The following is a 24,334-nucleotide window of genomic DNA, read 5'->3' on the forward strand; positions in this document are numbered from 1 at the left end:
CTCCGGCGGCCCGAGAAGTGGTAACGCGCGCTTAACCGACGGGCAGCAATGGGACGCTAAGAATGCTGCCGATTAACTTTTTTTCGAATGGCAACTATTGCCCTGATCGACAATTTTCTATGGGCTCAATGGGCCAACAGGCGCTTTTTCTGCTCGGTGAATTCCTCCTCGGTGAGCACGCCCGCGTCGCGCAGGGAGGCCAGCTCGCGCAGCTCCGCGGCGATGCTGGTGACCGGGCCGCCGGCCGGGGCCTCGGGCGGCGCCTCCTTGGCATCGGTCTTCCCGCTCGTCGTGGGCAGCCCGATCCGCTCCCGCCGGCCGGGGCCACCGCCGGTGCCGCCGGTGCCGGCCATCGCGCGCCCGGCCATGCCGGCCAGCGCCATCTGACTGAAGAGGCTTCCCGCGCTCCCGGCGGAGGCATCCGCGGCGGCCGCGGTGGCCGCCGGCAACGCGACGGCCAGGGGCCGGATCATCGTGGTTTCGTAGGTCCAGGCCGGCGGAACCGACAGCGCCCCAATCGTTTTCGCCTCGGCCAGGCCCGCCGTTGCCACGGAGCCGCCGGCCAGGTTCGTGATCACCGGGAACGGCGAGGGCGGCACCGGCGCCGACCCGGGCCACGCCTGGATCCCCGCCCAGCCGCTGACAATGTCGTCGGTGTGGAAACCGGTCAGCGCGCCGGCAACGTCGAACGGAAGAGCCGGCAGCGCGACTCCCGTGTCGACGCCAAGGCTCGCCAGGCCCACTTCCGGGTCGATGAAAACGCCACTGAAGTCCGCCAGCAGGCCGAGCACGTCCAGCGGCGTGAACTGGGCGGGTGCCGCCCCGAGGCTGGTCAGCGCGTTAGGAACCGCCGACATCGCCTGCGGGGCGTTGGACACCGCGGCCTGCGCGGTGCCCGCCGAGGTGCCGGTGGCCTGCGACACGGCGGCGGCCTGAGCCGAAGGCCCGCCTTCGTTGGTGCTCCGCGGCGGTGGCGCGAACGGCGTCAGCACCGTTGCCAGCGCGGAGGAGGCGGCGTAGCCGTACATGGCCGCGGCGTCCTGGGCCCACATCTCGGCGTACTGCGCCTCGGTGGCCGCGATCGCCGGGGTGTTCTGGCCGAAGATGTTGCTGGCGATCAGGGCGAGTAAAAGGCTCCGGTTGGCCGCGATCACCGGCGGTGGCACCGTCGCCGCGAACGCGGTCTCGTAGGCGGCGGCCGCGGCCGCGGCTTGGTTGGCGGTCTGCTCGGCCTGGGTGGCAGACACCCTGGTCCACGCGACGTACGGCGCGACCGCGGCGGCCATCAACGCCGCCGACGGGCCCAGCCAGGGCCCGGCGGTCAATGCCGCGAGCTCCGATTGATACGAGCTCGCGGCCGACTGCAGGGTGGCGGCCAACCCGTCCCACGCCGACGCCGCGGCCAGCATCGAACCCGATCCGGGACCGGCGTACATGCGCGCGGAGTTCACCTCCGGCGGCAGCGCTGCGTAATCCATGTCGTTCCCTCCGATCGGTTCGCAACCGCTACGCGTCGGCGGCTGCGGTGACGCGTACTGGCGCAACCGAGCCAGCAAACGATCGCACTTCTTCAGTAGTACATGTCCGCCACCCCAATGGCGCCAATACCGCGCCGAACGGACGGGTTAAGGCTCGATGACGAAGGCGGCCACCGTGCCACCGACGGGCCCGGTCGTGTAAAAGAGTCTGGTGGACGAGGCTCCCAAATCGTTCGATCGGTCGATGTTGCACGACGCAATGGTCAGGCGGCTGTATCGGCGGTCGCTGGCCGAGGGCCAAATCACCGTACCGGCCGTCCCGGGCATGATCGACGAGTACGTCCAGCTGTGCGCCAACCTCTGCGCCACCCTGGGCGTTCCCTACACGCCGGAACAGTCGATGCAGCTCAGGAAGGTGCTGGAGGGCGAGCTGGCGAAGGCGTTCAAGGCCTCCCAACGTTCCGACATCGCGATCTCGTTTCAGCTGCCCTTCGGCACCGGCCTGAATTACCAGGTCAAAGCCGAGTGGCGGACGGTCGAGGCCGACTACGACAACTGGGTCGCCACCCGCCCGCCGCCGCTGTTCGGCACGGAACCCGACGCGCGCGTGGTGGCGCTGGCCCGCGAAGCGACCGACCCCACGACGTTTCGCGTGCTAGACGTCGGCGCGGGAACTGGCCGCAACGCGCTGGCCCTGGCCCGGCTCGGGCACCCCGTCGACGCGGTCGAGATGGCGCCGAAGTTCGCCGAGGTCATGCGTTCGGAGGCCGAACGCGAATCGCTCGGGGTGCGCGTCATCCAAAACGACGTCTTCACGGCCGTAGAGGGTGTGCACGACGAGTACCAGCTGGTGGTGCTCTCCGAGGTGGTACCCGACTTCCGCACGACCCACGAACTGCGCGGCCTGTTTGAACTCGCCGCCGACTGCCTCGCGCCCGGCGGGCGGCTGGTGTTCAACGCCTTCGTGGCGCGGCCTGGCTACACCCCCGACAGCAGCGCGCGGGAACTCGGGCAGCAGTGCAACACCATGATCTTCACCCGCGACGAGGTGACCGGCGCCGCGGCGCAGCTGCCGCTGGCGCTCAGCGCCGACGATTCGGCCTACGAGTACGAAAAGGCCCACCTGCCCGAAGGGGCCTGGCCCCCGACGGGCTGGTTCGAGGGCTGGGCCAGCGGCCTCGACGTGTTCGACGTCCCGCGTGACGAGTCGCCGATCGAGTTGCGCTGGCTCGTTTACCAGAAGACGGGCTGAATCCCCCTGCGCCGAACGTGCATTCATGGCGAGGATGCGGCGGATTTCTCGCCCTCAGGACACGCTCGGCGCGGAACCTAGGCGGTCAGGTCCCGGGTGGCCGGCCCTTCCAGCAGGGTGCCGTCCGGCGCGAAGCGCGACCCGTGCAGCGGGCATTCCCACGCGTTGTCGGCGTCGTTCCAGTTCACGATCCCGCCCAGGTGCGGGCACACCGGCGAGACGCGGTGCTCGGTGCCGTTGACCCGGCAGCGCGCCTCCAGGTGCCAGGGGGGCCCGCTCACCACGCCGCCCTCGCCGTTGACCGGGCTGCGACGGCCGGTGCGGATTGCCGGCGTGATCCAGCCCTTCGCCAGGTCGAAGCCGACCTCGAGGTTGGCCTGCAGGGCCGTCACTAGGCCCGACAGCTCGTGCGGGCTCCAGCTGGCGAACGCGCTGGACCAGTCCATCCGCCCGCCCAGGATGCGGCTCGACAGCGCGAGCGCGGCGGCGGGGCCGTTCGTCATGCCCCACTTGTTGAAACCCGTTGCGAGAAAGATGGTTTCGGTGCCCGGAAGGATGGGCCCCACATACGGCAGGTGGTCGATGGGCGTGTAATCCTGCGCCGACCAGAAGTGGGTCTGCACGGCGCCCGGGTAGTGCTTGCGCGCCCAGTCGGAGAGCTCCGCCAGCGATTTCGACGGGCTCTTCTTGCGACCCACCGTGTGGCCGGCCCCGCCCACGATCAGCCGCTCCCCGTCGGCGACGGGCGCGTAGCGCACCGAACGCGTCGGCGAATCGGTGGAGATCATCATCGGCCGGGTGATCTTGCCGGGGACCTTGAAGGCCAGGCAATACGACCGGCTCGGCTTCACCCGCGCGAAATAGCCGCCGCGATCCAGGATCGGGATCCCCGTGGCCAGCACCAGCTGGCCGGCCTCGAGTTCCACATCGCGCTGCGCGGCGTCGTTGACGTGCACGCGCACGCCCTTACCGCGCCACGACACCCGCCGGACCCGCGTGTGCTCGACCAGCCGTCCCCCGCGGTCGAGGAGCTCGGTGGCCAGCGAGTCCAGGAACGGCATGGGGTCGAACTGCGCCTGGTCGGGCAGCCGCACGCCGCCGTGGTACGGAAACGGCACGTCCGCGTCGTCGTCCCACACCACCGGCAGCCCCACCGCCTCGCCGGCCTTCAGCTCCGCCCGCGCGGACGAGACGCCCTTTGCGGACTGGGCATAGGTGTAGGCGTCCTCGCGCTGCACCGCGATGCCGTGCGACTCGCAGTGTTGCAGCACCCAGTCCCGGCCCTCCCGGTTGCCGTCGACGTAGGCCCGCGCCACGTCCCTGCCGTGCCTGGGCAGCAGCCGGGACAGCTGGGTGCCCTGCAGCAAGCTGATCTTGGCGGTGGTGTTTCCGGTGGCGCAGGCACCGACCATGCGCGCCTCCAGCACCAACGTGTCCATGCCGGCGCGGGCCAGCAGCACGGCGGTCATCAGGCCGGTGATCCCGGCACCGACGACGATGACGTCGGCGGAACGGGGACCGTCATCAAGCTGGCTTGCAGCCCAAGGCTGTTCGGCTCGGTCGGCCAACCACAAAGAAGTCACGGCTGGGCTGATACCCGCGGAGCGCCCGGGAAAACCTGGCCGCCCCCCGAACAGCGGCGATCACGCCCCTTTGAGCTGCGCTTTCGCCTCTTTGACCGATTCGGCGGCGGCGCGGTCGGCCCGCTCCGCCTTGTCGTAGGCGGCCTCGGCCCGCTCGAGTCGGCGCTCGGCTTCGCGCAGGGCCGCCCGCGCCTCGTCGCGCTCGGCTTTCCGCCGCGCCAGGGCGTCGGCGGCTTCGGCCTTGTCCCGCTCGGCATCGGCGACGGCCGACTTCAGCTTGTCCAGGCGTCGCTGCGCGGCCGTGGGGCGCTTGGGGGGTGTCGATGCGGGCGCCGCGTCGCCGACGCCGAACCCCGACCAGCTTTCGGGCTTGGTCAGCCGGCCGAGCCGCTCGGCGACGCCGGGGTCGGCGACCGCGGCCTGCAGCGTGCCGGTGAGGTCCTCGCGCACCGACGCCGACGGCCGCTTCACCTCGGCGGCTTCCAGTGCGGCCCGGGTGAGCGCGTCGATCAGTTTGCGTTGCTCGGCCGACAGGTCACGGATGCGTTCGCCGTCCATCTCCGCGTGTGCGGCGCGCAGGCGGTCACCGAGGTCGGACAGGCGCTTCTTGGTGTCCGTGCGCCGCAGCGCGAGCCGGTTGACGATCCAGGCCGCCGTCGTCGGCTTGCGCGCCGCCGAGATCCGCTTGGCGGCCGCGGCGTCGCCGCGGCGCTTCGCGTCGGCGACCAACTCGGTGCGCAGTGCCGTGAAGGCGTCGGGTTCCGCCGAGTACAGACGGTCGAGTTCGTCGTCGGCCATGACGCCATGATCCCCGGCTGACGTTTCGTTGTGAACGCACGGGGCTATGTGATGGTCATGCCCGCAAGCGATGCGAACGCGGATTCGCAGGTTTGGCCTCGCCGGTTCGTGTTGGCCGTGCTGGTCTTCGTCGGCATCATGGGCGTGATCGAGACAGCGTCGTTGACGTCGTGCCCGCACAGCACCTGCCACCGCCCCGGGGCCGCCGCGAAAACGCCTGCCGCCGCGCACATAACGATCACGCCGGGTGCGGGCGCGGGCGACGTCGACCCGCTGGCACCGGTCATGGTGAAAGCCGACGCGGGGACGCTGACCGACGTGCGCATGGTCAACGAGAGCGGCAAATCGGTGCAGGGCGTGATGACCCCGGACAACACCGTCTGGAAGCCCACCGTCCCGCTGGGGTACGGTCGCACCTACACGTTGACCGCCACCGGCCAGGGCGCCAACGGCGTTGCGGTCACGCAGGTTTCGTCATTCTCGACCCTGCGGCCTTCCAACCAGACCAGGGTTTCGTTCACCACGACGGCCGAGGCCGCCCTGCACGACGGCGGCACCTACGGCGTCGGGACCGTGGTCGTCGCCCACTTCGACGAGCAGATCGCCGACCGGGCCGCCGCCGAGCGGCAGCTCAAGGTGACGACCAACCCACCGGTGCCCGGCTCGTGGTTCTGGGTCGACGACCAGAACGCCCACTGGCGCCCCGAGCGCTACTACGCCCCGGGCACCACCGTTACCGCCGAGGCCAAGATCTACGGAATCGCCTTGGGCGACGGGCTATTCGGGCAGGACGACACGCGGGTGTCGTTCCGCATCGGAGACGCCCACGTGTCCATCGCCGATGACGCCACCCATCAGGTCAGCGTGTTCGACAACGGCGCCCTGGTCAGGACCATGCCCACGTCGATGGGGATGGGCGGCACCGAGGACGTCGCCGGGCACACCATCTCGTTGTGGACCCCGCCCGGGGTCTACACCGTGCTCAGCAAAGGCAACCCGGTCGTGATGGACTCCTCGACGTTCGGGCTGCCCAAGAATTCACGCCTCGGCTATCGCGAGACGATCAACTGGGCCACCAAGATCAGCATCGACGGCATCTACCTGCACGAGCTCGACGCGACGGTGTGGGCCCAGGGGCACCGGGACACCTCGCATGGCTGCCTGAACCTCAACGCCGACAACGCGAAGTGGTTCTACGACTTCTCGGTACCCGGCGACGTGGTCGAGGTCCGCAACAGCGGCGGACCGCCGTTGACGCTCGCCCAGAACGGTGACTGGACGCTGAGCTGGGACCAGTGGCGCAAGGGCAGCGCGTTGCAGCCGGCGTCCTAGGGGCTGCGCCGAGTTTCGCTCGCAGTCAACGTCGTTCGACGCCACAGCCGCGCCGCTCGACGACCGGATGGTCAACGTTCACCGCGTATTCGCGCAACGCCCTCCCCGGAAAGTCTTGACTGATTCCAAATAAGAGAGTGATATGGACCACGTGTCCTCATCGCCGAGCAACGCGGATCGGCTGCGCATGGCCGACCTGCGGGTGACCCGGCCCAGGCTTGCCGTCCTCGAGGTGGTGCACGCCAACCCCCATGCCGACACGGACACCATCTTCACCGCGGTGCGGGACGAGCTGCCCGACGTTTCGCGCCAGGCCGTCTACGACGTGCTCAGCGCGCTGACCGCGGTGGGCCTGGTGCGCCGGATCCAGCCGCTGGGCATGGTCGCCCGCTACGAGGCCCGGGTCGGCGACAACCACCACCACGTCGTGTGCCGCGCCTGCGGGGTCATCGCCGACGTCGACTGCGCGGTCGGAGAGGCGCCGTGCTTGACCCCGCTGGACGACAACCGCGTGCTGGAGGGCTTCGTCCTGGACGAGGCCGAAGTCATCTACTGGGGAATGTGCCCCGATTGCTCGACCGCAGATTCTTGATCACTCCGGTGATCACAGCCCGATTCACCTAACACCGAAAGGAATGTTGTGTCTGAGAGCGAAAACCCGGTAATTCCCGCGCCCGAGCCTAAATCGCATGCGCCCCTGACGAACCGGGACTGGTGGCCGGACCAGATCGACGTGTCGACGCTGCAGCCGCACAACCCGCAGTCCAACCCGCTCGGCGACGACTTCGACTACGCCGCGGAGTTCGCCAAGCTGGACGTCGACGCGCTCAAGGCGGACGTGATCTCGGTGATGACCACCTCGCAGGACTGGTGGCCCGCCGACTACGGCCACTACGGCGGCCTGTTCATCCGGATGAGCTGGCACGCCGCCGGCACCTACCGCATCTTCGACGGCCGGGGCGGCGGCGGCCAGGGCATGCAGCGCTTCGCCCCGCTCAACAGCTGGCCGGACAACGTGAGCCTGGACAAGGCCCGCCGGCTGCTGTGGCCGGTCAAGAAGAAGTACGGCAACAAGATCTCCTGGGCCGACCTGATCATCTTCGCCGGCAACTGCGCCCTGGAGTCGATGGGATTCAAGACCTTCGGCTTCGCGTTCGGCCGCGAGGACGTCTGGGAGCCCGAGGAAATCCTCTGGGGCGAAGAGGACACCTGGCTGGGCACCGACAAGCGCTACTCCGGTAAGCGCGACCTCGCCCAGCCCTACGGCGCGACCACGATGGGCCTGATCTACGTCAATCCCGAAGGCCCCGAGGGCAAGCCGGATCCCATCGCCGCCGCGATCGACATCCGCGAGACGTTCGGGCGGATGGCGATGAACGACGAGGAGACCGCCGCGCTGATCGTCGGCGGGCACAGCTTCGGCAAGACCCACGGCGCCGGCAGCGGCGATCTGGTCGGCCCCGAGCCGGAGGCCGCCCCGATCGAGCAACAGGGCCTGGGCTGGAAGAGCTCGCACGGCACCGGCGTGGGCAAGGACGCCATCACCAGCGGCCTGGAGGTGGTCTGGACGCCGACTCCGACCAAGTGGGACAACACCTTCCTGGAGACGCTGTACGGCTACGAGTGGGAGCTCCAGAAGAGCCCCGGCGATGCCTGGCAGTTCGTCGCCAAGGACGGCGCCGGTGCGGGCACCATCCCCGACCCGTTCGGCGGCCCCGGTCGCGCCCCCACGATGCTGGTCACCGACATCTCGATGCGCGAGTCCCCCATCTATCGCGACATCACACGGCGCTGGCTGGACCACCCGGAGGAGCTGACCGAGGCGTTCGCCAAGGCCTGGTACAAGCTGCTGCACCGCGACATGGGCCCGATCAGCCGCTACCTCGGGCCGTGGATTCCCGAGCCGCAGCTGTGGCAGGACCCGGTCCCGGCCGTCGACCATGAGCTGGTCGGCGACAAGGACGTCGCGGCGCTCAAGCAAAAGGTGCTCGACTCCGGCCTGTCGGTGCCGCAGCTGGTCAAGACGGCCTGGTCCGCGGCGTCCAGCTTCCGGCGCACCGACAAGCGGGGCGGCGCCAACGGGGCGCGGCTGCGCCTCGAGCCGCAGCGCAGCTGGGAGGTCAACGAGCCGTCGGAGCTGGACAAGGTGTTGCCCGTGCTGGAGAAGATCCAGCAGGACTTCAACGCGTCGGCGTCGGGCGGCAAGAAGATCTCGCTGGCCGACCTGATCGTGCTGGCCGGATCCGCGGCGGTCGAGAAGGCGGCCAAGGACGCCGGCTACGAGATCACGGTGCACTTCGCGCCGGGGCGGACCGACGCCTCGCAGGAGAGCACCGACGTGGAGTCGTTCGCGGTGCTCGAACCGCGGGCCGACGGGTTCCGCAACTACATCCGGGCCGGCGAGAAGGCGCCGCTGGAGCAGTTGCTGCACGAGCGCGCCTACCTGCTGGGCGTGACCGGTCCCGAGCTGACGGTGCTCGTCGGTGGCCTGCGCGCGCTCAATGCCAACCACGGCGGCAGCAAGCATGGCGTGTTCACCGACCGGCCCGGTGTCCTGACGAACGACTTCTTCGTCAACCTGCTCGACATGGACAACGCGTGGAAGGCGTCGGAGTCGGCGGAGAACGTCTACGAGGTCGTCGACCGCAAGTCGGGTCAGAAGAAGTGGACGGCCACCGCCAACGACCTGGTGTTCGGGTCGAACTCGGTGCTGCGCGGGCTGGCCGAGGTCTATGCCCAGGACGACAATGCGGGGAAGTTCGTCGAGGACTTCGTCGCGGCCTGGGTCAAGGTCATGAACGCCGACCGGTTCGACCTGAAGTAATAGCCGGATACCAAGCGACACCCCGCGGGCCATCGGCTCGCGGGGTGTCGTGCGTACGGGTGCTCAGGCCGGTCATTCTCCGCGACCTATAACTCACGCACACGACGCGCCGCGGGCGGTCGCACAGGTTTATGTCGCGGTCAGCGGGCGAAATCCCACTGGCCGTAGTCGGGCGCGAGGACGTCGTCGATGTCGACGTTGATCCCGCCCAGCAGCGGACTCGGGTTCGACGGGCTGTTGACGACGGCCTGATACAGCACCGCCGCCGGTTCGCGCGCCCCGTTCGACCACGACCTCGTCTGCCACGCCCACCGGTGGCCGGGTGTGCTGGAGTTGCCGATGACGCCGTCCCGGATCGCCCACCCGCAGGTCTGGGCATGCCCGTAGACGCCGGTGCGGCCGACGCCGAGCACCGAGTTGATCCCCCGAAGCCATTGCACCCCAGAGGTATTCCAGAAGTTCTCGTCGATGTTGTCGTCGATGCTGAAGAAGATCGGCGCCGAAGCCGGTCCCCCGGCCGCGGCGTGCAGCCGCTGCGCGGTCTGGGCGTCGGCCACGCCGCCGTCGTAGCCGCGGGTGGAGTCCGACGGATCGGGCCAGCCGGGCTTGCCGTACTGGAAGTTGCTGACGATCTGCAGACCGGCCGCGCGCAGCGAGTCCGCGTACTGGCGCGTGAGGGGCTTCGCCTCGAAGTTCGCGCCCGGCCGCGACTCGGACACGTAGTTCACCACCCCGGCGTAGCCGGCCCCCTTGATCTCCTCGGGTGCGATGCGCTTCTCGGCGAAATCGATCAGCTGCACGTCGGCGGCCCGCGCCTCGTTGACCGGCGCGGCCGCCGCGCCGAGGCCCAGGAGAACCGGTGCGGCGAATTTGAGGACGTCGCGCCGTGAGACCGATCGCACGGCGCGATGGTAACAAAGTCAGATTCCGTGCTCGGCCGCGATGAATTGCGCGGCCCGCTCGCCGATGACCACGCAGGGCGCCATCGTGTTGGCGCTGGTGATGCGCGGCATGATCGATGCGTCGGCGACGCGGAGGTTCTCCAGACCGTAAACCTTCAGGCGTCCGTCGACCACCGACATGGTGTCGCGGCCCATCTTCGCCGTTCCGGATTCGTGCCAGTAGGTGGTCACGGCGTCGCGGAGGTAGCTGTCCAACTCGGCGCCCGACAGGTCGCCCGGCATGACCTCCCGCGCGACGAACGGACGAAGCTCCGGGGCGTTGCCGATCTCGCGCAGGGTCTCGATGCAGGCGATCGCGGTCTTGAGGTCTTCGGGGTCCGACAGCGCGTTGGCCTCGATCCGGATCGCATCGGACGGGTCGGGGCCGGACAAGCGCAACCGACCGCGGCTGCTGGGGTGCGTGGGCGAGCCGAACAGGATCCAACTGTTTTGTGGCAGGCCGTATTTCGCGACGCTCTCCGGGGTGGATTTGGGAAAGGGTCCCAGGCACGCGAACAGATCCGGGCCCCCGATGTCGGCCGCCCCCGAGTCCCAGAACAGCGCCGCGGCGACCTGGGTGTTGCCGCGCAGATCCTCGGGAAATTCCCACACGCAATCGAATCCGAAGTGGTCCTGGAAGTTGCGTCCGACGCCGGGCAGGTGCTGGCGGACCGTCACCCCGACGCCACGCAGTTCCGCGTCGTCGCCGACGCCGGACTGCATCAGCACCTTGGGCGTGTGAATCGCGCCGAGCGACAGCACCACCTCGACATCGGCGGCGATCCGGTGCACCGCCCCCCCGTGGACGACCTCGACGCCGACGGCCCGCTTGCCTTCGAAAACCACCCGCGCGACCAGCGCGTGCGGCAGCACCGTCAGGTTCGGCTTGTCCAGGTATGGGGCGGTGTAGGTGCGAAACACCGACAGGCGCTTCCCGGCTCGCCAGCGCAGGTCCGCGATGGCCGCGCCGCGGGCGTCCTCCATCAGGCGCCCGTTGGGGCTCTGGTAGGTGGGGATCCCTACCGCCCGCGCTGCCGACAGCGTCGCCGCGGCCAGCGGATGCGCCTCCGGCGCCGGTTGCACGAACACCGGACCGCCCCTGCCCCGATGGTTGGGCTCGCCGGTGCCGTCCCAATCCTCGATGCGCCGGTACAGATCGAGGACCTGTTCGTACGCCCAGGCCGGTTCGCCGGACTCGGCGGCGAAGTGGTCCCAGTCGCTGCGGTGCCCCCGCGCCCACACCATCAGGTTGATGCCGGATCCGCCGCCGAGCACCTTGCCCATCGAAAAGGGGATCGAGCGGCCGTGAATTCGCGGGTCGGGCTCGGACGCGAACCCCCAATCGCGTTCGCTCCCGAGGTTCAGCGGCCACTGGCCAGCCTCGGTGACGCTGGGGACGTCGTCGGGGCCGCCGGCCTCCAGCAGCAGCACCTTGACGTCGGGGTTCGCCGCCAACCGGCCGGCGATCACCGAGCCGGACGATCCCGCCCCGCACACGATGACGTCGTAACGCGCCTCCAACACAGCACCCACTGATTGCTCCTCGATCGCGGCTGGGTATAGCTACCTATACCTAATCCACGAATCGGCGAGCCGAGGGGTTCACGCCGTTGTGCGCTGGCGGCTTCGAGTGTGAGCTCAGGGCGCAAATCGGCGCCCGATCGCGCCCTGGGCTCACCCGGAAAGCCCTGGCAGCACACCCAAACGCGGTGCGCTCGGGCCTCGTTGCGTCATTTAGGTGGGCGAACTATAGTCTGGACACATGTCCAGTTTGCTGTCGCGGGGTTCGGGAGTCCGTTGAGAGCGATGGATCGGGGGGCGGTCGCCCGCGTTGTTTCGTCGGCGGATAAGAGTTGAGTATGCGAATTGCCCTGCTGTCCTATCGCAGTAAGGACCATTGCGGCGGACAGGGCGTCTACGTGCGCCATCTCAGCCGCGGCCTGGTCGAACTCGGCCACGAGGTCGAGGTCTTCTCCGGCCAGCCCTATCCGGAGCTGCTCGATCCGCGGGTGCGGCTGACCAAGGTGCCCAGCCTGGACCTCTATCGCGAGCCCGACCCGTTCCGGGTGCCGCGCCCCAGCGAGATCCGCGACTCGATCGACCTGCTGGAACTGCTGACCGTGTGGACGGCCGGCTTCCCCGAACCGCGGACGTTCACCATGCGCGTCGCCCGGCTGCTGGCCGAACGGGCCAACGACTTCGACCTGGTGCACGACAACCAGAGCCTGGGCACCGGCCTGCTGGCGATCGCCGACGCGGGCCTCCCGGTGGTGGCCACCGTGCACCATCCCATCACCCGCGACCGGGTGCTCGACGTGGCCGCCGCGCGATGGTGGCGAAAGCCGTTGGTGCACCGCTGGTATGGCTTTTCCAAGATGCAGGAACAGGTGGCGCGCCGGATCCCCGACCTGTTGACGGTCTCGTCGTCGTCGGCCGCGGACATCGTCGCCGACTTCGGCGTCTCCCCCGAACAACTGCACGTGGTGCCGTTGGGGGTGAACACCGAACTGTTCCAGCCGAGTTCGCGGCCCCGGCACCCGGGCCGGGTCATCGCGATCGCCAGCGCCGACACCCCGCTGAAGGGCGTCCGCACGCTGTTGCACGCGGTCGCCAAGCTGCGCGCCCGCCGAGACGTCGAGCTGCGGCTGGTGGCCAAGGTGGAACCCAACGGCCCCACCCACAAACTCATCGCCGAACTCGGGATCTCCGACATCGTCCACATCACCAGCGGGCTGTCCGACGAGGCGCTCGCCGCGCTGTTCGCCTCGGCCGAGGTCGCCTGCATTCCGTCGCTCTACGAAGGGTTTTCGCTGCCCGCGGTGGAAGCCATGGCCAGCGGAACGCCGATCGTGGCGAGCCGGGTGGGCGCGCTCCCCGAGGTGCTGGGCACCGACGGCGCCTGCGCCGAGCTGGTGCCGCCCGCCGACGTCGACGCCCTCACCCGCGCGCTGGGTGAGCTGCTCGACTCGCCGGAAAAGCGCCGCACCATGGGCAAGGCCGGCCGCGAGCGCGCGATCAGCGTGTTCAGTTGGGAGGCGGTGGCCGCTCAGACCGTGCGGGTCTACGAGCGGGCGATCGCGCGATGCTGACCGTCGATTTCGATCGGCTCGCTATCGGGCCGTCCACGAAGGTGATCGACGTCGGGTGCGGGGCGGGCCGGCATGCGTTCGAGGCCTACCGGCGAGGCGCCGACGTGATCGCCTTCGATCGCGACGGGTCCGAATTGCGTTCCGTCGACACCATTCTGCGTGCGATGGCCGAAACCGGGGAGGCGCCGGCGGCGGCGTCGGCAAAGGTCGTCCTCGGGGACGCGCTGAGCCTGCCCTATCCCGACGAGACGTTCGACTGCGTCATTGCCTCGGAGATCCTCGAACACATCCCCCAGGACGACGCCGCGATCGCCGAACTGGTCAGGGTCCTCAAAGTCGGTGGCACGCTGGCGGTCAGCGTCCCGCGCTGGCTGCCCGAGCGCGTGTGCTGGCTGCTTTCCGACGAATACCACGCCAACGAGGGCGGCCACGTGCGCATCTACAAGGCGAGCGAGCTGCGACGCAAGATCGCCGGTGGCGGCATGGAATTGACGCATGCACATCACGCGCACGCGCTGCACTCGCCGTTCTGGTGGCTGAAATGCGCTGTCGGCGTGTCGAACCCCGACCATCCCGCGGTGGCCGCCTACCACAAGCTGCTGGTGTGGGACCTGATGCAACGGCCCAAGGTCACTCAGTTGGCCGAATCGCTGCTCAACCCGCTCGTCGGCAAGAGCGTGGCGATGTACTTCACCAAATCGAGCGTGACGGAAAGCGAAGCGGCCCTGGGGTATTCAGTTGCATCAGGGTAGCGCGCCGGCCGTTCCGGGTGTTCTCACCTCCGACCAATGCCGGCAGACCGCGCGGTCGATAGCCGCCGCCCAAGAGCCGTCGGGTGCCATCCCCTGGTTCGAGGGCGGGCATACCGATCCGTGGGATCACGTGGAATGCGCGATGGCGCTGACGGTCGCCGGGCTGCTGGAGCCGGCGCGGGCCGCGTTCGACTGGAGTCGCCGCACGCAGCGCCCCGACGGCTCCTGGCCGATCCAAACCCGCGCCGGGGTCGTCGAAGACCACAACAGCGACAGCAACTTCTGCGCCTACATCGCCACCGGCGTGTGGCATCACGTGCTGATCACCGGCGACAAGTCGTTCGCCGCACGGATGTGGCCGGTGGTGCACAAGGCGATCGATTTCGTCATCGACCTGCAGTTCGGCTACGGCGAGATTGCCTGGGCCCGAAGCGAAGACGGCCCGTTGCCGGAAGCGCTGCTGACCGGATGCGCCAGCGTTTTCCACAGCATCCGCTGCGCCCTGGCGCTGGCGGCGCTGGTCGGCGAACCGCAACCGGAGTGGGAACTGGCACTCGGGCGCCTGGGCCACGCGATCGCCGCGCATCCGGAGGCGTTCACCGAGAAGGACCGCTACTCGATGGACTGGTACTACCCCATCCTCGGCGGTGCGTTGCGCGGCCCGGCGGCCGCCGCGCGCATCAGGGAGCGCTGGGACGCCTTCGTGGTCGGCGACCTCGGCATTCGCTGCGTTGGCGACCGGCCGTGGGTGACCGGCGCCGAAACGTGCGAGCTGGTGATGGCCCTCGACGCGATCGGGCACCGCTCGGCCGCGCATCGGCAGTTCGCCGCGATGCAGCACCTGCGCGAGGAGGACGGGTCCTATTGGACCGGACTGGTTTTCGCCGACGGGAAGCGCTGGCCCGAGGAGCGCACCACCTGGACCGGCGCGGCGATGATCCTGGCGGCCGACGCGCTGTCGGACACCACCGGAGGCAGCGCGATCTTCCGCGGCGACGGGCTGCCGATGGGACTGCAGACCGACTTCGACTGCGAATGCGTGGTCAGCGGCTGAGGATGGGCTCGCCCGCCCGCCCGCCGGTGCGCTCGAGCACCCGCAGCGACCCCGTGGCCGACACCTCGCGGAACTGACCGGAATCCATCGCGCGGCAATAGATGTAGTAGGGCGGGCGGCCGCCGTCGCGCGGGTCCGGGAAGACGTCGTGGATGAGCAGCGCCCCGCCGGCGTCCACCCACTTGGCCCAGCCGTCGAAGTCCTCGGTCGCCGCCTTCTCGGAGTGGCCGCCGTCGATGAACAAAAACCGCAGCGGTGTTCGCCAGCCGCGCGCCACCACCGGTGAGCGGCCCACCACCGCGACGACGTGGTCGTCCAGGCCCGCGGCGTCCAGCGTGCGACGGAAGGTGGGCAGCGTGTCGAAAAGCCCGGTGACGTCGTCGACCATCGTGGCGTCGTGGTACTCCCAGCCGGCTTGGTGTTCCTCCGAGCCGTGGTGATGGTCGACCGTGTAGAGCACGCTGGCGGTCTGTTGCGCCGCCGCGCCGAGCAACAGGGTGGATTTGCCGCAGTAGGTGCCGATCTCGACGCCGACGCCGCCCCCGAGGTAGCGCAGCGCGGCGTCGTAGAGCGCGCGCCCCTCGTCGGGCGGCATGAAGCCCTGCACCCGCTCGGCCATCGCGAACAGGCGCTCGGTTGGACTGACGTCGGCGCGGCTCATCAGCCGAACCTAGCTGGCGCCTTCAAGCCCCCGGCCAGCGGGATCGTCCGAATCGCTTTACCATCGTGCTGTGCGCGTGTCTGCCCGCAACTGGGTCGATGCCGGCGTGGCGGTGGTCGTGATCGCAGCCGGGCTCACGATGCTGCCGTCCACGACGCCGACGGCCGCCGCGGCGAGCTGTCCCCCGGTGCAGGTCGTCTTCGCGCGCGGCCGCTACGAATCGCCGGGCACCGGCGCGCTCGGCAACGCGTTCATCAGCGCCTTGCGGTCCAAGGTGTCGAAGAACATCGGCGTCTATGCCGTGAATTACCCAGCCGACACGCAGATCGACATCGGCGCCAACGACATGAGCCACCACATCCAGGGCATGGTCAACGACTGCCCGAACACCCGCCTGGTGCTGGGCGGCTATTCGCTGGGCGCGGCGGTCACCGACGTAGTGCTGGCGGCGCCCATCAGCGCGTTCGGTTTCGACAGCCCGCTGCCGCCGGGGATCGATCAGCACATCGCCGCCGTCGCGCTGTTCGGCAACGGAAGCCAGTGGGTCGGTCCGATCACGAACTTCAACCCGACCTACAACGACCGGACCATCGAGCTGTGCCACGGCGCGGATCCCATCTGCAACCCGGCCGACCCGAACACCTGGAAAGAAAACTGGCCGCAGCACCTGGCCAGCGCGTACATCGATGCCGGCATGGCCAACCAGGCCGCCGACTTCGTCGCGGGCAAGCTCTAATCCGCAGCCAGCAACTTCTGCTTTGCGTCGGCCAGCTCCTGGGTGGTCGCGGCGTCGACCCGGGGATAGTGCGGATCAAGGCCGTTGAGCGTCTCGACAAGCACCGCGGAGGTCGACAGGTGGCTGAACCATTTGTGGTCGGCGGGGATCACATGCCACGGCGCCCACTGGGTGCTGGTGTGGCTCAGCATGTCTGAGATGGCACGCTGGTAGTCGTCCCAAAACGCGCGCTCGCGCAGATCGGCGACCGAGAACTTCCAATTCTTCTCGGGTTCCTCGATGCGCTGGAGAAACCGGCGCTTCTGCTCGTCCTTGGACACGTTGAGGAAGATCTTGACGATGATCGTCCCGTTGTCCGTGAGGTAGCGCTCCCAGTTGTTGATGTCGCGGAACCGCCGCTTCCAAATGCCTTTCGAGTCAGGCGTCACCGCCGGCGGCCACAACTGGTCGGCGTGCACACGGGTGACCAAGACGTTCTCGTAGTGGGATCGGTTGAACACCGCGATCCGTCCGAGTTCCGGCAACGCCTTGTGGTGGCGCCACAGGTAGTCGTGCGCCCGTTCGGTCGCCGACGGCGCCTTGAAGCTGTGCACGTCGACACCCTCGGGGTTCAGCCCACTCATGACGTGTTTGATCGTGCCGTCTTTACCGGCCGCGTCGATCGCCTGAAGAACGATCAGCAGCGCGCGATCGGCCTGCGCGAAGAAGCGGTCCTGCAGTTCCACCAATGCGGCGGTGGCATCGGCCAGTGCCGCAAGGCCGGCGTCCTTCCCGAGCCCTTCGTCGCGGCGGCCGGGATCGAAATCCTTGGCGAGGTCGACCTTGGAGCCCGGCTTGACGCGCGTCGCGTCCGCCAGCCGTTTCCAGTCGCTGCTCACATTCGCCTCCCAGTCCTTTTGTATCCATTGAACAGGCGGCCGCAATGCCGGCGGCGAGCGTGCCCGTGTCGCCGCGGCTCCGGTTGGGCGCGAGCGTCGAATCAGCCTGTCGCGCGGACGGTTTGGGTTTTCCCGGCGGGATGGTGGTCGAGCCAGTGGTGGACAATCAGTTTGACCCGGTCTTCGACGAGGAACCAAAACACGGCGTAGGCCCATACGACCCCGGCCAAGCCCCAACCGAGTGGCGTCATCGCCACGCCGTAGACAGAAATCACGGTGGCGATGCCCTGGGTCCCGACGACCGCCGTGAGCAAGACAGGGGATGGAAGGGGTCGCGACCAGAACCGGTCACGGGTACGGGTAACGAACACCGTCAAATGTCCCGAGACCGACAGCTTGAGGTAGATCAGTGTGCGGATCAGGTCGTGACTGAGGCCGAAGACGTTGTCTGCCAGCGCGAAAAGCAAGAAGGTCTCGACGACGCCCAGCAGCCCGAGGGTGGTGGCGATGGTTAGCACACTGCGCATGTCCCATTTGACGGGCTTAGCGGAGCCGCGCGCGCGGTCGTAGGCGATGGCCAGGATCGCGCCGTCGTTGAGCAGCGCCAACAACACGATCATCACGGCGGTGACCGGAAAGAAATTCATGAACACGATCGCCAGGGTGATCAGCAGCAGCACGCGGATGGTTTCCGCGATCCGGTAGGTTGCGTAACTGGTCATGCGGGCAAAGATCTCGCGGGCCTGGGCGATCGCGGCCACGATCACGGACAACCCCGGCGCGAGCAGCACCACGTCGGCCGCGGCCCGGGCCGCGTCGGTGGCCCCGGCCACCGCAATGCCGGCGTCGGCCTGCTTGAGTGCGGGGGCGTCGTTGACCCCATCGCCGGTCATCCCCACGATGTGCCCGCGCGCCTGCAGCAACCGCACGATGCGGTATTTGTGCTCCGGGAACACCTGTGCGAAACCGTCGGTGGCCTCGACCCGGGCGCCCGCATGGTCGTCGTCGGCGCCGTCGTCCAGGGTGCCGGCGTCCAGGATCTGCTCGCCCAGGCCGACCTGGCGGGCGATCTCGCGCCCGATCGCGACCTGGTCGCCGGTGACCATCTTGACGTCGATGCCGAGTTCCTTCGCGGCGCTGATGGTGGCCGCGGAGTCCTCGCGGGGCGGGTCGGCCAAGGCCACCACCCCCATCAGGCGCCACGAGCCATCGCCGTCCGTCCTGGCCACCGCCAGGGATCGGTAGCCGTGGGTGGCGAACCGTTCGACCACGTCGCCGACCTCGGTGGCGGCGCCGTCGCCGTCACACAGGGCGGCGATGATTTGCGGGGCGCCCTTGCTGACCCGGAACGCCCGACCGCCGGGGTCGCGCACCGATGCCTCGGTGCGCTTGCTGACCGGGTCGAACGGGACGAACCGGTCCACCCGCATGGCCGGTGCCTCGCCGGCGGCGGCGAGCACGGCCAGGTCGATGAGGTCGTTGTCTTCGGCGCGCGACGCCAGCGCGGCGACCGCGAGCAGCTCGTCGTCGGTGACGGCGGCGACGGTCCAGCGGGCGGCGACCGCGAGACGGTTTTGGGTCAGCGTGCCGGTCTTGTCCGAGCACAACATGTCGATGCCGCCCAGTTCCTCGACCGAGGGCAGGTGGCTGACGACAGCCTGTTGGCGCGCCAGCTGACGCGCACCGACCGCCATCGTCACCGACAGCACCGCCGGCAGCGCCACCGGAATCGACGCGATCGTCACCACCAGCGCGAACTCGAGGGTTTGCAGCACGGGATTGCCCCGGACCAGCGAGACCGCGACCGTCAACGTCACCAGGGCGACCGCGATCACGATCAGGTAGTTGGCAATGCGCAGCACCGCGCGTTGGAAGTGGCTGACCGTGCCGGCGCTTTCCACGAGCGCGGTGGTCTTCCCCATGAACGACGACGCCCCGGTGGTGCACACCAGCGCGTCCGCTTCGCCGCGCACCAGCACCGACCCCGAATACAGGCTCTGGCCCTGCCCGCGGTGCACGGCCAGCGATTCGCCGGTCAGCGCCGACTGGTCCACCTCGAGCGTGACGTCGTCGAGCACCCGTAGGTCGGCGGGCACCACATCGCCGAGCCGCACCCGCACCACGTCGCCCGGCACCAACTCGCGCACCGCGACCGTTGCCCACGCGCCGTCGCGCAACACCCGCGCGGAGGTAGCGAGCCGCTGCTTGAGCGCGGCGATCGCGTTGGCCGCCTGGTGTTCCTCGAAGTAGGCCACCAGCCCGTTCATCGCCAACAGCACCCCGATGATCACCGCGTCGGTCCAGTGCCGGGCGGCCAGCGACAGCGCCAGTGCGACCTCGATCATCCACGGGATGGGCGCCCAGAAGTATCCCAGAAATTCCAGCACCGGATTGCGTTGGCGCTCAACGATTTCGTTCGGGCCGTACTGCTGAAGCCGTTGCAGCGCTTCGGCGGCGGTCAAACCGGCCGCGGAGCTGTCCAGTTCGGTCAGCAGCTGCGGCAGCGGCAAGTCGGTCAATTTGTCGGGCGCTTCCGTCAACCCCGTCTCCCCACCTCGAGTGCTCAATTGCGCACATTCCCACCGTCAGTGGAGAAGCAGTAGGGCCGAATGCCCCCAATGCGACGAACTAGCGCCACCCGCGGCGTCAATCAGGTGGGCGGCTTAACGCAGCTATCGGTCAATTGCGCGGCCAGGTCGTCGAGCGCGATCCCGCGCGCGGCCGCGAGCGCGGCGAGCACGTCGGAGGCGTGACTCGGTGCGACACCGTAGCGCTCGGACAGCAGCCGGGCGGCGGCCGCGATGTTGGCAGCCGGGTTACTCCGGCTCGCGGCCCGACGGGGACCCGCGCGCTTGGCTTGGGCGGCGGCGGCCTGATGGACCTCGCCCACGATCCCGGGCAGCACCGCGCCGTCGTACCACTGCAGCCAGCGGCCGCATTGATTCGCCAGCGTTCGGACGTGCCGCAGGTCGGCATCGTCCGGAACGGTGTCGCGGCGACGGTCGTGGGTCGAGACGATCCCCCGGACCTTTCCGTCGTCGTCGACGATCGGGGTGGACACGCACGAGCGGACCTCGTTCGCCTGCAGGATTTCCCGGGCGGCCTCGCTGAACAACGGCGAGCTGTCAACGTCGGCGACCACCACTTGGCGGGCACCGCCAAACGCGTGCCCGCACGGCGTTCCGGGTTCGTCCAGGTAGCTGAACGCGTCGGCGAAGTCCTGCCCGAAACCGCGCGTGCCTTCGATCTGCAGCCCGCCGTGCACCGGGTCGCGCAGCTGAACGGTGCCCCGGTCGGTGCCGCAGCGGGTGACCGCAGCCCGCATCAACTCCGTCAGCACCTCGCTGCGGTTCGAACACGCGCGGCCCCCGATAGTGAATGGCAGGGGCGGCGGCGACCCGGAGGGCGTCGATCGTCCGTCGCTACCAGGCGACAGCAATTCGGCGGCCACGGCACGCAGCTTCACATTGCGACGCTGCGAGACGTCCCGCAACACGTCGAAGGCCGCCTGATCGTCCAGCCCGTAGCGGCGCTGGAGCGCCGCGATGGCGAGGCGAATGGTCGTTCGCGACAGCCTGGCTCCCAGAGACAGGGGTGTTGTCTTGGGTGCGTCGCCGGTAGTAACAGCCATCGGTCCCCCTCGCTCACCAGGAGCGCGTCATGAAAATTTGGGGGACCGACTGCTTGATCAACCCAGACCTGGCTGGACCATATACCACGGTCACCATGTCGCTGGTGAAATTTCCGTTTCCGGTCGGCTCGGCCGGCGGCTATCTCAGGTGTGCGCCTCGATATCGCGCTCAACGAGCGCCGTCGTTTGGGTGCTTTCGACGCGAAGAAAACGGCTTAAATCGGCCGGCCGACCCGCGAAAGTGCAACTGCCGACGCATTTTCCGCGAGAAGCACCGTCGCTAGTTGCACTCTCGTGATCTAAAAGAAGCGGAATTCAGGCGGGGGTGTCGGTGCTCGAGTACAGCTTGAAGTCGCGGGTAACCCGGCCGCCCGACGCGGCGGCCTGCCGACGAGCTAAATAAGACGGATGGCGGCGCATCGCCGCGCGGCGCTCGCGTTCCTGGCGGCGAGCAGCAATCCACGCCGGATGAGACTGAAGGAAAATGACCGTCGCCCCCGGTGCATCCGCCACGATTCCAACTCCTCCCGAGCAACCCGCAAAGCTATCAACAGTGGTTATCGGTTCGTGATTCCAGAATGCCCTGCCAATCCTGAGACCAAACCACACGCCAAGGTGAGAATTAGCCATGAATTTCGGCGCAATCCAAAACCGCTAACCTGCCGTCGTCCGATTGCGTCCGGCGGCGAACCACACCCTAACGGCGGTCACCGACAACATTTCCCGTTTCGCATCCGCACTGCGCCTGCTGCTATCGTGCGTTGCTTATGCCAGAGATCGACCGCCGCCGCATGATCCTGACGGCCGGGATCGGAGTGCTGGCAGCCGCGCTGCCGCTCCCCGAGGCCCGGGCCCACCCGCGCCGACCCGGATCGCCCGAGGCCCCACCGCCCGCCGCGCCCAGCGGCCAGGCCGGGGCCTACATCTTCTCCGACGAGTTCGACGGCCCGGCCGGCTCGGCCCCCGATGCGTCGAAGTGGGGCGTGGCCAAAGCCCGCGAGACGATCAAGGACCCGACGTATTGGGAACTGCCCGAGCACATCGGGCAGTACCGCGATGACCGCAAGAACGTCTTTCTCGACGGCAACTCCAACCTCGTCCTGCGCGCCGCGAAGGACGGACCCACCTACTACAGCGGCAAGGTCCAAAGCCTGTGGCGCGGCGGCGTGGGGCACACCTGGGAGGCGCGGATCAAGCTCAATTGCCTGACCGCCGGCGCCTGGCCGGCCTACTGGCTGGGCAACGACGATCAGGGCGAGATCGACGTCATGGAGTGGTACGGCAACGGCAAGTGGCCCTCGGCCACCACCGTCCACGCCAAGGCGAACGGCGGCGAATGGAAGACCCATAACATCGCGGTGGACAGCGCCTGGCACACCTGGCGCACCCAGTGGGATGACGCCGGCATCCGGTTCTGGAAGGACTACACCGACGGGGCGGCGCCCTACTTCGACGTCCCGGCGAGCTCGCTGCCGGATTGGCCGTTCAACCGCCCCGGCTACACCGTTTTCCCGGTCTTCAACCTCGCGGTCGCCGGTTCCGGCGGAGAGGACCCCGGACCGGGAACCTATCCCGCCGACATGCTGATCGACTGGATACGCGTCTGGTAGGACCGGCGTCAGCCGAATTCCAGCAGGGTGTACGCCCCGCGGAGCGGCTTCGTGGGGCCGAACCGCCAGAACGCGGGGAACAGGGTCCCGAAAAACAAGCCCCGCCCTTTCGGCATCGAGATGTCGTGCACCGCTCGGACCCCGGGCATGGTGTTCGCCAGATCCGCCAGTTGACGCGTCGACAGGCTGAACGGCATCGGCGGCACCCGGTAGCGTCTGGACGACAACAGTCCCCTCGGAGCCAGCTTCTTGACGAAGATCGGCGGCAGGTCAAAGAACATCTGCCCCCCGGGAAACCGTTTGGCGCATTCTGCGATCAGCCCCATAGCCTCGTGTGGTTGCAGGTACATCAGCAGGCCCTCGGCGGTGATGAATACGCCGTTGCTGCTGTTAACCGCGGGCATCCAGCTGTAGTCGAGCGCCGACTGTGCCAGGTGGGTGATCCGCGAGGATTGCGGCAACAGGCGCTGCCGAAGTTGGACGACGGGCGGCAGATCCACTGAGACCCAACGGAAGTGCGCGTGTGGCAGCGCGCCGTCCAGACGCCAGAAGCTCGTCTGGAAGCCTTCGGCGAGTGCGACGACGGTTGCCTCGGGATGTTTGGTGAGGTACCCGATCGCGCACCGGTCGACGGCCAGTGAGCGCAACGCCATCTCCTGGCCTTTACGGCCGAATTTCTCGAAGTCGAAGTCGATGGCCTCGACGAGCTCGACGGCCATCGGGTCGTCGATGATCGGGTCTGGACGACCCGCCTGGTCGGCCCTGCCGTAGAGGGTCAACAGTGCGGTCTCCGAGACGCCCGTCAGCAGCCTGGCGTCCACCTTGTCGTTGGCCCGACTCATCGTGGTGTCAGTGCGCAAGGAGCGCGGTTGCACTCCAGACCCTGCGGCCCGGGCGACGCGGGTCCGGTTCGGGCAGCCAGGTCATCGGGTGCATCCACAGCGGCAAGCGGCGGAACCGGTGGGCGGCGACGTAGAGCGCTTGCACCTCGACCGTGCGCCAGCCGAGGCCCTCGAAGAAGGCCAGGCCGTTCTCGGGCGCGAACTTGAACGGCGCGTTCTGCAGCATGCCGGCCATCTTCTTATTCATCATCCGCTTCAGGCCCGGGCCCGCGAAATCGAGCATCCACCAATTGATTTCGGGGCGCGTGAACGCCGCCGACAGCGCGATGACGTCGCTTTCGTCCAGGTACATCAACAGGCCTTCGGTCAGTACCAGCGCTTTGCGGGCGCCGGCCAGCGCCTCATCGAGGAACGCGCCCCGGGCCGCCGCGTCGGCCAGGTCGACGGCGGTCCGCGTCAGCCGGCAGCGCGGCGTCTGGTCGGCCAGCAGCTGCGTCTTCTCCTCGAGCAACTTCGGCAGATCCGCCTCGATCCACGTCAGGTCGGCCGGCAGGCCCAAACGGTATGGCCGGGTGTCCAAACCCGCGGCCAGGTTCAGCACCCGGTCGCAGCCGGCGGCGATCGCTTCGGCGATGGCGTCGTCGATGATCTTGGTGCGCGCGACGAGCCACCAGCCGTTACGGGTCGACCGCGGCACGTTGGCGACGATTTCGCGGCCGTGTTCGCCCGCGAGGCGCTCGGCAAGCGGGTCGCTGAAAAGCGCGTCGGGACGGGCCGATTCGGTCGCCCGGTGCAACGCCGTCCACCGAGCAGTGTCCGAGACGTGGGTGATCGTGTGTCTGGGGGCTGACATATGTGCGTTATAGCAGCCAC

20 protein-coding genes are annotated in these 24,334 nt (G+C 68.6%); 9 read left to right on the forward strand and 11 right to left on the reverse strand.

The features are described from left to right. Positions 1 to 125: 125 nt before the first annotated feature. Positions 126 to 1,478, reverse strand: a complete 1,353-nt coding sequence (locus A5673_RS17745) for a PPE domain-containing protein (protein ID WP_068235053.1) — start codon at positions 1,476 to 1,478, stop codon at positions 126 to 128. Positions 1,479 to 1,722: 244 nt separating this feature from the next. Here A5673_RS17745 and A5673_RS17750 point away from each other — a divergent pair, with 244 nt between their 5' ends. After that, entirely contained in the window at positions 1,723 to 2,730 is a 1,008-nt protein-coding gene (locus tag A5673_RS17750; RefSeq protein ID WP_156748333.1) for a bifunctional 2-polyprenyl-6-hydroxyphenol methylase/3-demethylubiquinol 3-O-methyltransferase UbiG, read from the forward strand. A gap of 77 nt (positions 2,731 to 2,807) precedes the next feature. On the opposite strand, the gene A5673_RS17755 is transcribed toward A5673_RS17750, so the two are convergent. Continuing rightward, entirely contained in the window at positions 2,808 to 4,313 is a 1,506-nt protein-coding gene (locus A5673_RS17755; RefSeq protein WP_068235059.1) for an FAD-dependent oxidoreductase, read from the reverse strand. A gap of 60 nt (positions 4,314 to 4,373) precedes the next feature. Beyond that, positions 4,374 to 5,111, reverse strand: coding sequence for a hypothetical protein (locus tag A5673_RS17760; protein WP_068235062.1), 738 nt, complete (start codon positions 5,109 to 5,111; stop codon positions 4,374 to 4,376). A 51-nt stretch (positions 5,112 to 5,162) separates the two neighbouring features. On the opposite strand from A5673_RS17760, the gene A5673_RS17765 reads away from it, so the two are divergent. The 3 genes from A5673_RS17765 (at position 5,163) to katG (ending at position 9,267) form a co-directional block, all read left to right on the forward strand. Continuing rightward, on the forward strand, positions 5,163 to 6,443 hold the full coding sequence (locus A5673_RS17765) for an Ig-like domain-containing protein (protein ID WP_082958808.1): 1,281 nt from the start codon (positions 5,163 to 5,165) through the stop codon (positions 6,441 to 6,443). A gap of 142 nt (positions 6,444 to 6,585) precedes the next feature. Beyond that, a complete protein-coding gene (locus A5673_RS17770) occupies positions 6,586 to 7,035 on the forward strand; it encodes a Fur family transcriptional regulator (protein WP_369806496.1) in 450 nt (149 codons plus the stop codon). A gap of 48 nt (positions 7,036 to 7,083) precedes the next feature. Then, entirely contained in the window at positions 7,084 to 9,267 is a 2,184-nt protein-coding gene (katG, locus tag A5673_RS17775) for a catalase/peroxidase HPI (protein ID WP_068235065.1), read from the forward strand. Positions 9,268 to 9,407: 140 nt separating this feature from the next. Here the strand turns inward: katG and A5673_RS17780 are convergent, their stop codons facing one another. Both A5673_RS17780 and A5673_RS17785 read right to left on the reverse strand, forming a co-directional pair. Continuing rightward, positions 9,408 to 10,169 (reverse strand): DUF1906 domain-containing protein, encoded by a 762-nt coding sequence (locus A5673_RS17780; RefSeq protein WP_068235068.1) that lies wholly within the window; start codon positions 10,167 to 10,169, stop codon positions 9,408 to 9,410. 18 nt (positions 10,170 to 10,187) lie between these two features. After that, positions 10,188 to 11,741: a GMC family oxidoreductase gene (locus tag A5673_RS17785; protein ID WP_068235070.1), complete on the reverse strand. Its 1,554-nt coding sequence runs from the start codon at positions 11,739 to 11,741 to the stop codon at positions 10,188 to 10,190. A 326-nt stretch (positions 11,742 to 12,067) separates the two neighbouring features. Between A5673_RS17785 and A5673_RS17790 the strand changes: the two genes are divergently transcribed. Genes A5673_RS17790 through A5673_RS17800 form a run of 3 tightly spaced genes read left to right on the forward strand, consistent with a single transcriptional unit; the run spans position 12,068 to position 15,103 of the window. Further along, on the forward strand, positions 12,068 to 13,297 hold the full coding sequence (locus A5673_RS17790) for a glycosyltransferase family 4 protein (RefSeq protein WP_068235072.1): 1,230 nt from the start codon (positions 12,068 to 12,070) through the stop codon (positions 13,295 to 13,297). After that, positions 13,291 to 14,049: a class I SAM-dependent methyltransferase gene (locus A5673_RS17795; RefSeq protein ID WP_068235073.1), complete on the forward strand. Its 759-nt coding sequence runs from the start codon at positions 13,291 to 13,293 to the stop codon at positions 14,047 to 14,049. Before A5673_RS17790 ends, A5673_RS17795 begins: the two co-directional genes overlap by 7 nt. Continuing rightward, positions 14,036 to 15,103 (forward strand): prenyltransferase, encoded by a 1,068-nt coding sequence (locus tag A5673_RS17800; protein ID WP_068235076.1) that lies wholly within the window; start codon positions 14,036 to 14,038, stop codon positions 15,101 to 15,103. Before A5673_RS17795 ends, A5673_RS17800 begins: the two co-directional genes overlap by 14 nt. Here the strand turns inward: A5673_RS17800 and A5673_RS17805 are convergent. Continuing rightward, entirely contained in the window at positions 15,093 to 15,764 is a 672-nt protein-coding gene (locus A5673_RS17805; protein ID WP_068235079.1) for a class I SAM-dependent methyltransferase, read from the reverse strand. The genes A5673_RS17800 and A5673_RS17805 overlap by 11 nt on opposite strands. Before the next feature lie 139 nt (positions 15,765 to 15,903). Here A5673_RS17805 and A5673_RS17810 point away from each other — a divergent pair, with 139 nt between their 5' ends. Continuing rightward, complete coding sequence (locus tag A5673_RS17810; protein ID WP_156748338.1) at positions 15,904 to 16,500, forward strand: cutinase family protein; 597 nt, start codon at positions 15,904 to 15,906, stop codon at positions 16,498 to 16,500. On the opposite strand, the gene A5673_RS17815 is transcribed toward A5673_RS17810, so the two are convergent. The 3 genes from A5673_RS17815 to A5673_RS17825 all read right to left on the reverse strand — a co-directional run bounded on the left by A5673_RS17815 (position 16,497) and on the right by A5673_RS17825 (position 21,009). Continuing rightward, positions 16,497 to 17,378, reverse strand: coding sequence for a polyphosphate kinase 2 family protein (locus A5673_RS17815; protein ID WP_068235081.1), 882 nt, complete (start codon positions 17,376 to 17,378; stop codon positions 16,497 to 16,499). The two genes, A5673_RS17810 and A5673_RS17815, sit on opposite strands and share 4 nt — an antisense overlap. Positions 17,379 to 17,479: 101 nt before the next feature. Continuing rightward, complete coding sequence (locus tag A5673_RS17820) at positions 17,480 to 19,918, reverse strand: plasma-membrane proton-efflux P-type ATPase (protein ID WP_068235083.1); 2,439 nt, start codon at positions 19,916 to 19,918, stop codon at positions 17,480 to 17,482. A gap of 110 nt (positions 19,919 to 20,028) precedes the next feature. Continuing rightward, complete coding sequence (locus A5673_RS17825; RefSeq protein WP_082958810.1) at positions 20,029 to 21,009, reverse strand: GAF domain-containing protein; 981 nt, start codon at positions 21,007 to 21,009, stop codon at positions 20,029 to 20,031. A gap of 767 nt (positions 21,010 to 21,776) precedes the next feature. On the opposite strand from A5673_RS17825, the gene A5673_RS17830 reads away from it, so the two are divergent. Further along, positions 21,777 to 22,619, forward strand: coding sequence for a family 16 glycosylhydrolase (locus tag A5673_RS17830; protein ID WP_068235087.1), 843 nt, complete (start codon positions 21,777 to 21,779; stop codon positions 22,617 to 22,619). 8 nt (positions 22,620 to 22,627) lie between these two features. Here A5673_RS17830 and A5673_RS17835 read toward each other — a convergent pair whose 3' ends face one another. Together A5673_RS17835 and A5673_RS17840 are read right to left on the reverse strand one after the other, a co-directional pair. Next, positions 22,628 to 23,461, reverse strand: coding sequence for a class I SAM-dependent methyltransferase (locus A5673_RS17835; protein ID WP_068235089.1), 834 nt, complete (start codon positions 23,459 to 23,461; stop codon positions 22,628 to 22,630). Positions 23,462 to 23,468: 7 nt separating this feature from the next. Then, positions 23,469 to 24,314 carry an SAM-dependent methyltransferase gene (locus tag A5673_RS17840; protein ID WP_068235091.1) on the reverse strand — a complete coding sequence of 282 codons (846 nt, stop codon included), beginning with the start codon at positions 24,312 to 24,314 and terminating at the stop codon, positions 23,469 to 23,471. Positions 24,315 to 24,334: the final 20 nt, after the last annotated feature.

The sequence above is a fragment of the Mycobacterium sp. E3198 genome (assembly GCF_001667015.1).
Lineage (GTDB): Bacteria > Actinomycetota > Actinomycetes > Mycobacteriales > Mycobacteriaceae > Mycobacterium.

Excerpts from the sequence above, each read along its gene's own strand:
- A5673_RS17840 (WP_068235091.1), bottom strand. The coding sequence starts at position 24,314 with ATGTCAGCCCCCAGACACACGATCACCCACGTCTCGGACACTGCTCGG.
- A5673_RS17745 (WP_068235053.1), bottom strand. The coding sequence starts at position 1,478 with ATGGATTACGCAGCGCTGCCGCCGGAGGTGAACTCCGCGCGCATGTAC.
- A5673_RS17765 (WP_082958808.1), top strand. The coding sequence starts at position 5,163 with ATGGTCATGCCCGCAAGCGATGCGAACGCGGATTCGCAGGTTTGGCCT.
- A5673_RS17795 (WP_068235073.1), top strand. The coding sequence starts at position 13,291 with ATGCTGACCGTCGATTTCGATCGGCTCGCTATCGGGCCGTCCACGAAG.
- A5673_RS17810 (WP_156748338.1), top strand. The coding sequence starts at position 15,904 with ATGCTGCCGTCCACGACGCCGACGGCCGCCGCGGCGAGCTGTCCCCCG.
- A5673_RS17790 (WP_068235072.1), top strand. The coding sequence starts at position 12,068 with ATGCGAATTGCCCTGCTGTCCTATCGCAGTAAGGACCATTGCGGCGGA.
- A5673_RS17760 (WP_068235062.1), bottom strand. The coding sequence starts at position 5,111 with ATGGCCGACGACGAACTCGACCGTCTGTACTCGGCGGAACCCGACGCC.
- A5673_RS17750 (WP_156748333.1), top strand. The coding sequence starts at position 1,723 with ATGTTGCACGACGCAATGGTCAGGCGGCTGTATCGGCGGTCGCTGGCC.
- A5673_RS17805 (WP_068235079.1), bottom strand. The coding sequence starts at position 15,764 with ATGAGCCGCGCCGACGTCAGTCCAACCGAGCGCCTGTTCGCGATGGCC.
- A5673_RS17770 (WP_369806496.1), top strand. The coding sequence starts at position 6,586 with ATGGACCACGTGTCCTCATCGCCGAGCAACGCGGATCGGCTGCGCATG.
- A5673_RS17835 (WP_068235089.1), bottom strand. The coding sequence starts at position 23,461 with ATGAGTCGGGCCAACGACAAGGTGGACGCCAGGCTGCTGACGGGCGTC.
- A5673_RS17830 (WP_068235087.1), top strand. The coding sequence starts at position 21,777 with ATGCCAGAGATCGACCGCCGCCGCATGATCCTGACGGCCGGGATCGGA.
- A5673_RS17825 (WP_082958810.1), bottom strand. The coding sequence starts at position 21,009 with ATGGCTGTTACTACCGGCGACGCACCCAAGACAACACCCCTGTCTCTG.